A 12392-nucleotide genomic window follows, 5' to 3' on the forward strand; every position below is an offset into this window, starting at 1 on the left:
GTTCGCGTTTGGTTTGTAGGGGCCGCCCTCCGTGGCGGCCCGCCAACCACCGATGATTTCAACCGAGCAACCAGAGGACAGAACCTCAGAAGGACAGAAGCCAGAAGTGTCCGACGAGGCGGCCTCGGGTTCTGTCTTCTGTGCGTCTGGGCTTCTGTCCTCTGGTACTCAGAGCAACCCGCCCAGGACGGAGAGGAGCTCGGCCTCCGCGAACGGCTTGGTCACGTACCCGTCGGCCCCCTGGCGGAGCCCCCAGAACCGGTCGCTGTCCTGGCGCTTGCTGGTGAGCAGCACGACCTTGATCCCCTGGGTGCCCGGGGCCGTCTTGAGCTGCCGGCACACCTGGAACCCGTTCTTGCGGGGCAGCACCACGTCGAGCAGGATCAGGTCCGGGCGCTCGGCGGCGGCCTTGACCAGCGCGTCCTCGCCGTCGGCGGCGGTGATGACGCGGTACCCGTTGCCGGTGAGCGCGGAGCTGACGACCTTCAACTCGGTCGGGCTGTCGTCGACGACGAGAATGGTCCGGGCCATGGGCGGGTCTCCGTGCGTGGGGAACTCGTGGCGCGGCGGGGACCGCCGGGCGCCGGCCACTCGGGGGCCGGCCACAGGTGCTCGTCTGCACGGTGCCAGGGGGTTCGCGTTCCGCTCCCGCCCCCGCGGGGCCGGGCGTGCCGGGCTCCCGACTCGGAACGTTGAACTCGAAGCCCCCGGCCGCGGGCTCACTCGGGGAGGTCGCGGATCTGGGTGTTGAACTCACCGAGGAACGCGCTGGCGGCCTCGACCCAGTCGCGGGCCAGGGCCGACTTCGGGAACGCCCGGGTGAACAGGGTGAAGTACGCGGAGAGGGTCTCGCACGCGGCCAGGGCGCACGCTCGGATCTGCGGGGCGGCCGCGTCGTCGCGGGTCCGCACCTTCGACCACAGGGACCGGAACACGCCGACCGGCGCGGCCTGCCGCGAGTCCCCGGTGGCCATGAGGAACGCGCCGGCCTTGGCCAGCGCCTCGGCCTGGAGGTCGTTCAGGTCGGTGGCGAACGTCGCGTCCGCGGTGACCGCCTCGCAGTCCGCGACCATCCCCTCGACCGCGTCGAGGATCGCGGCGGCGTGCCCGCGGACCCGGGCCGGGATGCGGCCCCGGCGGTCCTCCAGGCGGGCGAGCAGGGCCACCAGCGTCGCGTTCCACTCGGCGGGGGGCATGGTCGGGGCCACCGGGGCCGGCGGCGGCTTCGGCCGCGACGGGGCGAGCGCGTCGGCGTCGTCGTCGTCCCGGTGGAGCTTGAGGGCGGCGGTCATGGCGCGGCTCGGGGTAAGGGGAGGGCGAGTCATTCGGCGGCCACCGGGCAGTGCTTCCGCACCGCTTCGAGGAGGGTGTCGGGCTTCAGCGGCTTGGCCAGGTACGCGTTCGTCCCGGCGAGGCGGCCGCGGATCTTGTCGAAGAATCCGTCCTTCCCTGTGAGCATGATGACGGGCACCTTCTGCGTGTCCGGGTTCCGCCGCACGAGGCGGCACACCTCGTAGCCGTCGATCCCGGGCATGGCGATGTCGAGCAGGATCAGCGCAGGGGCTCCGATGTCGCGGATGCGGTCCAGCGCGGCGGACCCGTCCTCGGCCTCGACGACCGTGAACCCGGCCCCGGTCATGGTCATGGCGACCAGCTTGCGGATCGTGCGGCTGTCGTCCACGACCAGCACGGTCCCGCGGCTCGGGGCGGCCGGGGGCTGCTGCCGAACGGGCGGACGGGGCATGATCGCGGTGCCCCCCTTGGCCCCGCTGACGGTTGGGGCGTCGCCGGCCGCGCTCCGCGGTGCCTCCTCTGTGAGCTGCGCTGCTTCCAGCTTTGCCCGGTAGAACAGCACCCCGCGCCTGGCGGGCGCACTGTCCGGGTTGATCTCGAGGGCGCGATTGAGGTGGGCGAGCGCCTCGGTCGGCGACTCTGCCACACTTGCGAGCCACACCCACGCCGACTCGCACCGGGGGTCGTTGGCGATCACCGTGCGGAGGAGCCGGCGGGCAGTGGTCGCGTCCTTGGCCTTGGCCGCGGCGACTCCCGCCTGGAGCCGGACCGGGCCGACGGCGGCCTTGGCCTTCTCGTTGTTCGGGTTGAGCGAAAGGATCGATTCCAGGGCCTGCAGCGCCTCGGCCGGCGACTCGGCGACGCCGGCGAGCCACTGCCACGCGGTCTCGTTGCGGGGGTCGAGCCGGGTCGCCTCCAGCAGCAGCTCGCGGGTGCGGGGCCGGTCCTTCGCGCGGACCGCGACGGTGGCCTCGCGGAGCAGATCAACTACGGTCACGTTCGTCATCGCCACTCCAGGCAACGATCGGATCACGGCGCGTTCTGGTAAAGTCGGCTCCCGCACCCAATGCGAGCGGCGTGCCGACGCCGGCGGGTCCGGTCCGTTCTCACGTTCACTTATTCAGGAGCGAATCGGACACTATCCGCCCCGGCGGCCGCTCGCGCGGTGCCTGGCGTCGGGCGGCCGCGACCGAGGACCGGTCACTGCGTGGGTGACCACGCGTGCGCCGTTCTCGAGTGTCGTCGATCGGTACATGGTTCCAAACAACAGTGTGCCGGCTGCGAGGCGAACTCGTGGCGGTGGCGGGGTATCTTGCTGGAGGGGGAACGGGGGAGAGGTCCGACCCAACCAAGCCTTCGAACCGATCCGCGTACGCGATCGGCGGGGGAGAGTCCGCGCGGTGCGAAACCTCCAGTACGATATCTTCCACCCCGCGCGCGACAAGCAATTTTGGTCGCATTTTCCACACTGCGTGGGCCGATTTTACGACATGGCGTGGTAAGCCACGTCATCCCGGAACGGGGGCGAAATGGGTGCGTCGGAAACCACAGTGGCCCCGGACGAGCCGCTCGCGCTGGTGAACGCCGCCCTGGCGCTGCGGCTCGTCGCGGCGAACCTCCCGCACCTCGCCGGTCTGTGCCACGCGGTCCGGTTGCGGGCGTCGGCGAAGTACCCCGTGGCGGCGATCGGCGCGAGCGGGCTGGTGCTCGTGAACCCGCGGGTGTTCGCCGAGGCGCCGCTGCCGGACCTCGCGTTCGTCGTCGCGCACGAACTCCTGCACCTGGCGCTCGACACGTTCGGCCGCGCGGGCGGGGCCGACCCGCACCTCGTGAACGTCGCCCACGACTACGTCATTAACGACGTCCTCTCGATCGAACTCGGCCGCGAGGTGCCGCTCGGCGGGCTGGTCCGGCACGGGGCGCGGCGGGAGTCGCTCGAGGCGCTCGTCGCCGAGTTGGCCCGCGACGCCCACCCGGGGAGCCCGGCCGCGTGCTGGTCGGTCGGGGCGAAGAAGCCGCCGCGGAGGGTGAAGGCCCCGAAGTCGGCGATCACCGAGCAACTGGAGCGGCTCGGGCTGCTGCCGCCGGACCCGGACGAGCCCGCCGGCGACGCCGAGGAGCCGAGTGCGACCGGCGACACGCTCACGGCCGCCGAGGAGGCCGCGCTCGAGCCGCACCTGGGGCCGCGGGAGCGGTCCGCGGTTCGCGACCGGGTGCGGCGCGAGGCGGTGCGGTCGGTGAGCCTGAAGGAACTCCGCGACCACCTCGACAGGCACTGCGGGCTCGGCCGGGGGGCCGACTTGGGCGCGAGCCAGGCGCTCATGGAGGCGGTGGCGACCGCGTACCGGCCGCCGTGGCAACTGGCGCTCCAGCACTGGCTCGACGCGGTGGCCCCGGGGCCGCGGAGCTTCGCCCGGCCGAGCCGCCGCGGGGCCGACCGGGCCGACGGCGTCGTCCTCCCCGGCCGCACGCGCGAGGGGTGGGCGCTGCACGTCGTCCTCGACACGTCCGGGTCGATGCTGAACACGCTGCCGCACGTTCTCGGGCTGCTCGCGGCCTTCTGCGAGGGGGCGGGCGTGACGCGGGTCCACGTCCTGCAGTGCGACGCGGGGGTGACGGCCGACGACTGGCTGGACCCGGCGGAACTGGCCGCGTACCGCGTCACCGGGTTCGGCGGCAGCGACATGAGCCCGGCGCTCGACGCGCTGGCGGCCGACCCGGAGGTGAGTGCGGTGCTCGTGCTGACCGACGGGTTCATCGCGTACCCGGACGACGAGCCGCCCCACGCCGTTCTGTGGGGGATCGTGGACGGGTACTCGGGGTTCGCCCCGCCCTACGGCACCGTCGTGCAGGTGAAGACGTGACACCCGGTCTGTGGGATTGGTATTGGTCCGAGCCCGAGCGCCGAGCGAGGGTTCGGACCAATACCAATCCCACAGACCGGTATGAGTGGTGAGTGGTGGTGTGGCGATAGGTCACGGGCGGGAGCGTCCGGGGCACCCGGCGCACCCAATGTCGCCGCAAAGCGGCGGCCGAGGGTCGCCATTGGTGGAGCGAGCACGACGACGGGAACCCCGGTCCGGGAGCGTTCGCCTCGGGACCAGGGGTTTGCCCGAAGCGGGCCGCACCCCTGGCTACCGTCGGCCGCCGCTCCGCGGCTCACAAACCACTGCCCACTCACCACTCTCCACTCACCAACTCACTCCGGCTTCTTGCCGACGAGCGGCTCGAACGAGCGGATCCAGATGTTGCGGAACTTCACCGGGTTGCCGTGGTACTGGAGGCTCAGCGGGAGCTTCTCGGCGTGCTTCTGGTACACCGGGGGGCGGTCGTAGAACGTGCCGCCGAGCAGCTCGAAGTGGTTGTGGACCACGACGCCGTTGTGGATCACCGTGGCGTAGGCCGGTTTGGTCACCTTGCCGTCCTCGCCGAACTTCGGGGCGGTGAAAAGGATGTCGTAGGTCTGCCACTCGCCGGGCTTGCGGGAGGCGTTGACCATCGGCGGCGACTGCTTGTAGATGCTGGCGCACTGGCCGTCGAAGTACGTCGGGTTGTCGATCGAGTCGAGGATCTGCACCTCGTACTTGCCCATGATGTACACGCCGCTGTTGCCGCGGCCCTGGCCCTTGCCCTCGACCTTCTCGGGCGTGGCGAACTCGATGTGGAGCTGGCAGTCGCCGAACGCCTCCTTGGTGGTGATGCCGCTCTTCTTCGCGGTGGCGACGCCGTCCTTGATCTCCCAGTTGTCGCCGTTGTTCCACTTCGACAGGTCCTTGCCGTCGAACAGGACGGTGGCGTCGGCCGGCGGCTCGGCGTCGGTCTTGCCGGGGGCGACCATCTTCGGCTCGGGGAAGACGATGCCGCTCTTGTACTCGATCTGGCGGGCCGCGTAGGCGTTGATGCCGAAGCCGACGGCCGCCGCTGCGGCGGTGAACAGGAAAGTGCGCTGCGTGAGCACGGTTCGCTCCGAATGAGGGAAAGGCACGACCCCTCGAATGGGCGACCGCGCCGCCGGGGAAGCCACCGCCAACCCTGATTTGGGCGAGCCGGGAGCGTCAGCGACCGGAGCAACGTGTCACAAGACTCCGGTCGCTGACGCTCCCGGCTCGCCGGGCTTTGGGTGCTACACCTTCCCCAGCACCAGATCAACGACCCAGCACCCGCGGGCGTGCGGCCCCGGCCCCCGGCAGTGCGTCAGCACGTCGGCGCTGTCGCACCCCGCGTCCTGGAGCGCGTCGGCGAGGATGGGCATTCGGTCGAAGGCGCGTTCGTCGTAGATGCCGCGCGCCAGCGCGACGACCGTTGACGTGCACCACGCCGGATCGAGCGCCACGGGCCGGAAGGGGTTGCCGAAGAACTCATGCACAAGCTCGGTTCGCACTCGCGGATCGTCACGCCCTAACGCTTCGACTTGCCATTCGCTGAGGAAGTCTAATGCCCAGGATGCTTCATCGTGAACATCTTCGCCGAGAACTGTGACGAGGAAACCCGCCAGATTCTGGTCTCTCCGAGATGTCATTCGCAGTCGGTATTCACGGACTCGCTGTTCTTCCGCGATCCAATCGTTTTCTACATCAACCTCGGGATCATTGTCAGCGATGCGTTCGGCCAGCGCAAGAATTGCTGGTGCGTCGATGCCGCTTATGAATGGGACAACAGAACGAACGCAAGCGCAGGACAGCAACCGCAACTTCCGGCCGGACGGGTTTGTTCCAAGGAAATCCAGCATCCAGTGCGGATCGTCACACGTCAGCCACTCTTGCTCGGTCATCGTCGCACCCCGAGATGTGTGCGTGGCGCGCTCCCGCTGGTCGCGGCTTAACAGGTGGTGGGGCAGGCATTCTTGCCTGCCTCCCGAGGTGACTGGAGGCAGGCAAGAATGCCTGCCCCACCAGACACAAACTCAGTCCGCGGCGCGGGGGAGGGTGACGCGGAAGGTGGTGCCCTTGCCGACGGTGCTCGACGCGCGGACCTGGCCCTTCATCGCCTGCACGAGGTGCTTCACGATCGCCAGCCCGAGGCCGGTGCCGCCGATCGTGCGGCTGCGGGCCTTGTCGGCCCGGTAGAACCGCTCGAACACGCGCTGGAGGTCGTCCGCGTGGATGCCGACGCCGGTGTCCTCCACCTCGAAGCTCACCGTGTCCGGCGACTGCGTCCACCGCACCGTGATCCGCCCGCCGTTGGGCGTGTACTTGATCGCGTTGTCGACGAGGTTGTCCATCACCTGCCGCAGCGCGTCGGGGTCGGCCCACGCGAAGATCTCGCCGCGCACGTCGGCCGGCGGCTTCTCCACCATCGTCAGCGTCTTCACCTCGGCCCGGCCCTGGTGCCGCTCGACGCAGTCGGTGATCGCCTGCCCGAGCGCGAGCGTCATCGGCTCCAGCCCGAGGTTCCCCGACTCGATGCGGGCGAGGCTGAGCAGGTCTTGAATGAGTTCTTCGAGCCGCTCGGCCTCGCGGGTCACTTGCGTCAGGAACATCTCGCGGCTCTCGGGGTCCTCGGCCGCGCCGTCGACCAGCGTCTCGACGCTCGACTTGATGACCGCCAGCGGCGTCTTGAGTTCGTGCGACACGTTCGCGACGAAGTCCTGCCGCAGCTTCTCGACCTGCCGCAACTCGGTCGTGTCGTGGACGACGATGACCGCCCCCGGCATGCCGTGCCCCGGGAACCGCGAGATGTAGATCGCGAGGTTCCGGGCCGGCGGCCCCTTCCAGTCGAGTTCGGCCCGGTGCGGTTCGGCGGCGGCGAGCCCGGTCTCGACGATCTCGCGGAACGGCTGCTCGGGGATCGCCTCGCAGATCTTCTGCTTCACCGCCTGGTCGGGGACGAACCCGAGCAGCTTGCCGGCCCGGTCGTTGGCGAACAGCACCCGGCGGCGGTCGTCGATCGCGATGACCCCCTCGACCATCCCCGACAGGATCGCGCGGAGTTGCTCGCGGTCGTGCTCGAGCAGCCGGAGCATCGTCGAGAGCCGGCCGCTCATGTCGTTGATCGTGCCGGCGAGCGTCGCGACCTCGTGGTGCCCGCTCACCTCGATGCGGTGCGTGAGGTCGCCGTCGGCGAGGCGGCGCGCGCCCACGTTCAGCTCGACGAGCGGGCGCGACAGGCGGCTCGCGAGCACCCCTGCGGCGCACGCCGAGACCAGGACGACCACCCCGACCGCGACCGCGACCTCGTGGAACAACTCCCGGAACACGTCCTCGGCCCGGAGGTGGATCACCGCTCCCACGAGCGTGACGGCCGCGACGACGAGCAGCAGGTAGGAGAGGAAGAGGCGCCAGAACATGCGAGTTGGTCTTGTGGATCAAGGCGAGCGGGGGGCGTGAGCCCCCCGAGGTGTGCTGCGATCGCGTAGCACTCGGGGGGCTCACGCCCCCCGCTCGCCCGGCCGGAGCATCAGTGCCGGAACAGGAACTCGCGGGTGTTGATGAGCGCCCACACCACGTCTTCCCATGCCTTACGCTTGTCCGCACCCTTGGCAACGTGGCCGAGCGAAATCTTCTTCTCGTCTTCAAACGGGGCACGGGCGAGCGCCGCGGTGAACAGTTCGGTGAGGATCTGCTCGTCGGTCGCCTTCGCCGCGAGGAGCTTCCCGAGCCGGTTGTTCGCGCCGCGGACCTTCTCGTTCACCGTCGGCCCGTTGATGAGCTGGAGCGCCTGGGCGAGGTTCCCGTCGCTCTCCCGCTCGCACTCGCACGCCAGCTCGCGGGCCGGCTGCCCGAACGCCTTCAGGAACGGGTGGTTCACCTCGCCGTCGGGGAGCTGCGTCGCCCGCGTCCCGGCCGGCAGGCCCGCGAACTTCTCGGGCATCGCGGTGAAGTCGCAGATCGCGTCGAGCAACTGCTCGGCCGTCAGCAGCTTCGTGACCGCGTGCGAGAAGTACTTGGTGTCGTCCGCGTTCGAGGCGTTCGGCTGCGCCGACAACTGGTACGTCCGCGACTTCATGATCGTCCGCACCAGGAGCTTCATGTCGAACTTGTTCTTCGCGAAGTCCCTGGCGAGCGCGTCGAGCAGTTCGTCGTTGCACGACGGGTTCGACTCGCGGAAGTCGTCGACCGGGTCCACGATGCCCTTGCCGAGCAGGTGGAACCACACGCGGTTGACGACCGACTTCGAGAAGAAGGCGTTGTCGCCGCTCGTGAGCCACGTCGCCAGCACGGCGCGGCGGTCCTCGGTGGGCTTCACGTCGGCGTCGCCGGTGCCGATGTACCGGGGCTTCATCGTCTTCCCGCTGCGGGGCTGCTGCACCTCGCCGTCGCGGCTCGCGTAGACCACCTCGGCGGCCCCGGCGTTCTTCGCGGCGGGCGTGCCCACGGCCGGCTCGGGCTTGGTCTTCACCCGGGCGAACCACGCGGCCATGCCGTAGTAGTCGTCCTGGCTCCACCGCTCGAACGGGTGGTTGTGGCACTTCGCGCACTGCATCCGCACGCCGAGGAACAACTGCGCCGTCGTCTCGGCGAGGCTCTGCGGGTCCTTGGCGATGCGGTAGTAGTTCGCCGGCGGGTTCGCGTAGCTGTTCCCGTTGGCGGTGATGAGCTCCTGCACCACCTTGTCCCACGGGGTGTTCTTCTGGAAGTGCCCGCGGAGCCACGCCTGGAACCCGTAGCTCCCCTTCGTCTGGATCGTCTTGCGGCTGCTCCGCAGCACGTCCGACCACTTCATCGCCCAGAAGTCGGCGAACTCGGGGGTGTCCACGAGCGCGTCGATCAGCTTGTCGCGCTTCTTCGGGTCGGCGTCGGCCAGGAACGCCTTCGACTCCTCGACCGTCGGCATGCGGCCGATGGCGTCGAGGTACGCGCGGCGCACGAACTCGAAGTCGGTGCAGGGGTCCGACGGGGCGATGCTCATCTGCTTGAGCTTGGCGAACGTGTGCTTATCGACATAGTTCGCCTCGGGCGGGTTGGGCCACGCGAACCCGTCGCGGGGCTCCAGGTACGTGAGCCGCACCGACACCATCTCTTCGAGGTACCGGCACAGGACCGCGACCTCGCCGGACCGCTTGAACTCGACCATCCCGTTCGGGGTCACGTCGGCGATGCTCGGGTCGCTGCTGCTGAAGTTCGTGAGGCGGGTCACGTCGCGGGACACGTTGTCGGCGAACGTCGCGTTCACCGCGAGTTGCTGCCACTTGGCCGGGGCGCGGAGGACGCGCGCGCCGGGGAGCACGTCCACCTTCTTGACGCCCGCGAGCGCCGGGGCGTCGTCGCGGGTGCCCTCGGCGAGCCACGCGGCGATCATCTCGGCCGGCACGCTCGTCGCGCCGTACCGCTGCCCGCCCTCGTGCGGCACCCGGCCGATGCCCTTGATGAGCAGCAGGCTCTGCTCGGCGTCGTGCCTGCCCGACCGGCGGCCGAACTGGTCGCGGGTGAGCTGGAGGAAGTCGGCGGCCGGGTCGAACCCGCGGAGCGACAGCTTGAACCCGTTCTTGCCGCTCGGGGTGCCGTGGCACGCGCCCATGTTGCACCCGCCGACGTTCAGCGCCGCGATCACGTCGCGCCGGAAGCTGACCGGGGCCGGCTGGTCCATCCCGGTCACCGCGAGCGGCACGCTCGCCTGCTTCCCGCCGGCCGAGACGGTGACCGTGGCGGTCCCGTTCTTCTTCGGCCGCAGGAACCCGCCCTCCTGGAGCTCCACCACCCCGGCCGGCTCGACCTTCATTTCCGCGACGGCGGTTAAATCGCGCACCGCGCCGTCCGAATACTTCCCGGAGACGACGAGCTGCCGGGCGTCGCGGACCCCGACCAGCTTCACGTCGCCCGGCGTAACGTCCAGGGCGACCGGCTGACCGATTACGGCGGCCCGCTCGTCTTTCTCAACGGGCGGGGCCGCGAGCGCCGCCGGGCCGGCCGCGCAGAGGAGCAGGGCCGCAGCGAGACCGCGGGCGCAAGTCGAGTGGACGGAGGGCGTCCTGTGGTGTGGCAGCAGCATGATCGGACCTCGCGGTGGGGTGTGCGAGCAGCGAGCCGGGCTGTCGCCCGGAATTTTGGTGGGATGCCGTGTGGCCGCGGCATTGATCAAGGTTACGCGACGCAACGGGGCCACGCGAGGGGAAATCCGCCGGTTTGTGAGACGTTCCGGGGCCGGTCCGCGATCACGGGTGGAGGGAGCCGCAGCGGAGGGCTGCGGTGCGCGACCGGTGGAAGTGTCGGTTCGCGCCGGCGCCGCACTTCTCCCCGTGCGGCCCGAACCCTGCCGCCCGTTGCGCCCCCGATACAACCCCCGTACGTTCAGGTTCGTCGAGCATTTTGTGCGGGTCGCGCGAATTGCGGGGAACGCGGCGCCGGCCGGTCGTTCTGTGTCCTACACTCGGGATAGAACCTCGTGTCTTCTCAAAATCCGAACGCGCGTGAGAGCGTGGCCCCCAGCCGCGTTCCCCCGGACCGCCGCCCGACCCCGCGCCGAACACGCAGCTCGATCGACCACCGCCGCACCGGGTCCGTGCACATGACCTCGCCAATCACCGCCCCGGCAAGCAGCCCCCCCGCGGCGAACTCGCGCGAGAAGTTCCTGGTCGCGGTCCGGGCCGCGAACCTGTTCCCGCCGATGCTGCTGGCGAAGGTCGAGGCGTCGGTGCCGGCGTCCGCGGCCACCGCCACCGACGCGGCCCGCGCCCTCATCGCCGCCGGGCACCTGACCCGGTTCCAGGCCGAGCGGCTCCTCGCCGGGCGGAGCGACGGGTTCCACCTCGGCCCGTACGTGATCCTCGACCAGGTCGGCCGCGGGCCGATGGGCCGGGTGTACAAGGCCCGGCACCAGACCATGAACCGCCCGGTCGCGGTGAAGGTGCTGGCCGCGAACCTGACCGACACCCCGGCCGCCCGCCAGGCGATCCAGCTCGAGGTCCGGGCCGCGGCGCAGCTGAACCACCCGAACATCGTCACCGCCTACGACGCCAACGAGATCAACAACCGGTTCTACCTGGTCCTCGAACTCGTGGACGGGCCGAACCTGGAGACGCTCATCAAGGAGCGGGGGCCGCTCCCCATTTCCGAGGCGTGCGAGCTGCTGTGGCAGGCCGCCGCAGGCCTCGAGCACGCGCACGGCCGCAAGATGCTCCACAGGGACATCAAGCCGACCAACCTGCTCGTGTCGCGGCCGTCGAAGACCGCCCCCGAGCTGCTCCTGAAGATCGCCGACTTCGGGGTCGCCAAGTTCAGCCCGACGACCGAGGCCCTGGCCCAGACCCCGTCGCCCGGGAGCTGGCTCGGCACCGCCGACTACACCTCGCCCGAGCAGACCAACCACCCGCAGCACGCCGACAAGGCCGCCGACCTGTACAGCCTCGGCGCGGTCGGGTACTTCCTGCTCACCGGCCAGCCGCCGTTCCCCGGCGGCACGGTGGACGAGAAGGCCCGGCGGCACCTGTGGGAGGAGCCGGCGCGGCTCGAACTGGTCCGCCCGGACACGCCCCCGGCGCTGGCCGCCTTGCTCCACCAGATGCTCGCCAAGAACCCGGCCCACCGGCCCGGGTCCGCGGCCGAGGTCGTCGCCCGCCTCGAGAACATCCTGTCGTCGTTCGGCGACTCGATCAACTTCGACCTGCCGCAGCAGCAGGGCGGGCAGTACTCGTTCGTGAGCGGGCAGCTCAGCGGCGTCCTGGCCGCGCCGCCGAGTTCGGGGCACTACCCGGTCCCGCCGGGCTCCGGAACGTACCACACGCCGCCCGGGTCGGGGCACTACGCCGTCCCGCCCGCGGCGCACTACCCGCCGGTCCCCGGGTCGGGGTACTACCCGGTCCCGGCGCACCCCGACCACACGCCCGCGCCCCCGGTCCCGATGCCCCGCCCGCAACCGCAGCCCGCCCCGGCACGCGCCGCGAACCCGAACCCGAACCTCCAGTCGTGGTCGCAGATCGCCGCGGCGGGGCGGGCCGAAGTAGACGAAGAGGAAGAGGAGCGCCCGGCCCGCCGCGCCGCGGCCCGCGGCCGCGGCGCCCGCCGCCGCCCGTCCGAGGGCGGGGGGATGATGACCACGCTCGTCGTGATCGTGCTCACCGTCGCCGCGTTCGCCGGCATGGGCCTCGCGCTCAAGACGTTCGTGAAGTGAGTCTGTTCTTGGCGAGCCGGGAGCGTCAGCGACCGGAGTCCTCGCGAAGGTGA

10 protein-coding genes are annotated in these 12392 nt (G+C 70.5%); 3 read left to right on the top strand and 7 right to left on the bottom strand.

Annotated elements, in window-relative coordinates; all coding sequences use genetic code 11:
* Window positions 1–168: 168 nt before the first annotated feature.
* The 3 genes from ACTIGN_RS11130 to ACTIGN_RS11140 all read right to left on the bottom strand — a co-directional run bounded on the left by ACTIGN_RS11130 (window position 169) and on the right by ACTIGN_RS11140 (window position 2299).
* On the bottom strand, window positions 169–531 hold the full coding sequence (locus tag ACTIGN_RS11130; RefSeq protein WP_439623778.1) for a response regulator transcription factor: 363 nt from the start codon (window positions 529–531) through the stop codon (window positions 169–171).
* A 188-nt stretch (window positions 532–719) separates the two neighbouring features.
* Window positions 720–1292, bottom strand: a complete 573-nt coding sequence (locus ACTIGN_RS11135) for a hypothetical protein (RefSeq protein ID WP_439623780.1) — start codon at window positions 1290–1292, stop codon at window positions 720–722.
* Window positions 1293–1321: 29 nt separating this feature from the next.
* Window positions 1322–2299, bottom strand: a complete 978-nt coding sequence (locus tag ACTIGN_RS11140; RefSeq protein WP_439623782.1) for a response regulator — start codon at window positions 2297–2299, stop codon at window positions 1322–1324.
* Between the two features lie 523 nt (window positions 2300–2822).
* Between ACTIGN_RS11140 and ACTIGN_RS11145 the strand changes: the two genes are divergently transcribed.
* Window positions 2823–4157 (top strand): vWA domain-containing protein, encoded by a 1335-nt coding sequence (locus ACTIGN_RS11145; RefSeq protein ID WP_439623784.1) that lies wholly within the window; start codon window positions 2823–2825, stop codon window positions 4155–4157.
* A gap of 335 nt (window positions 4158–4492) precedes the next feature.
* Here the strand turns inward: ACTIGN_RS11145 and ACTIGN_RS11150 are convergent, their stop codons facing one another.
* Window positions 4493–5251 carry a 3-keto-disaccharide hydrolase gene (locus tag ACTIGN_RS11150; RefSeq protein ID WP_439623786.1) on the bottom strand — a complete coding sequence of 253 codons (759 nt, stop codon included), beginning with the start codon at window positions 5249–5251 and terminating at the stop codon, window positions 4493–4495.
* A gap of 165 nt (window positions 5252–5416) precedes the next feature.
* Complete coding sequence (locus ACTIGN_RS11155; protein ID WP_439623788.1) at window positions 5417–5674, bottom strand: hypothetical protein; 258 nt, start codon at window positions 5672–5674, stop codon at window positions 5417–5419.
* A 72-nt stretch (window positions 5675–5746) separates the two neighbouring features.
* Between ACTIGN_RS11155 and ACTIGN_RS11160 the strand changes: the two genes are divergently transcribed.
* Window positions 5747–6115, top strand: coding sequence for a hypothetical protein (locus ACTIGN_RS11160; protein ID WP_439623790.1), 369 nt, complete (start codon window positions 5747–5749; stop codon window positions 6113–6115).
* A gap of 81 nt (window positions 6116–6196) precedes the next feature.
* Here the strand turns inward: ACTIGN_RS11160 and ACTIGN_RS11165 are convergent, their stop codons facing one another.
* Window positions 6197–7579 carry a HAMP domain-containing sensor histidine kinase gene (locus ACTIGN_RS11165; RefSeq protein WP_439623791.1) on the bottom strand — a complete coding sequence of 461 codons (1383 nt, stop codon included), beginning with the start codon at window positions 7577–7579 and terminating at the stop codon, window positions 6197–6199.
* Between the two features lie 110 nt (window positions 7580–7689).
* Entirely contained in the window at window positions 7690–10221 is a 2532-nt protein-coding gene (locus tag ACTIGN_RS11170) for a DUF1549 and DUF1553 domain-containing protein (RefSeq protein WP_439623792.1), read from the bottom strand.
* Window positions 10222–10737: 516 nt separating this feature from the next.
* Between ACTIGN_RS11170 and ACTIGN_RS11175 the strand changes: the two genes are divergently transcribed.
* Entirely contained in the window at window positions 10738–12339 is a 1602-nt protein-coding gene (locus ACTIGN_RS11175; protein WP_439623793.1) for a serine/threonine-protein kinase, read from the top strand.
* Window positions 12340–12392: the final 53 nt, after the last annotated feature.

Origin of the sequence: Gemmata sp., from assembly GCF_051859125.1 — a bacterium.
GTDB lineage: Bacteria > Planctomycetota > Planctomycetia > Gemmatales > Gemmataceae > Gemmata.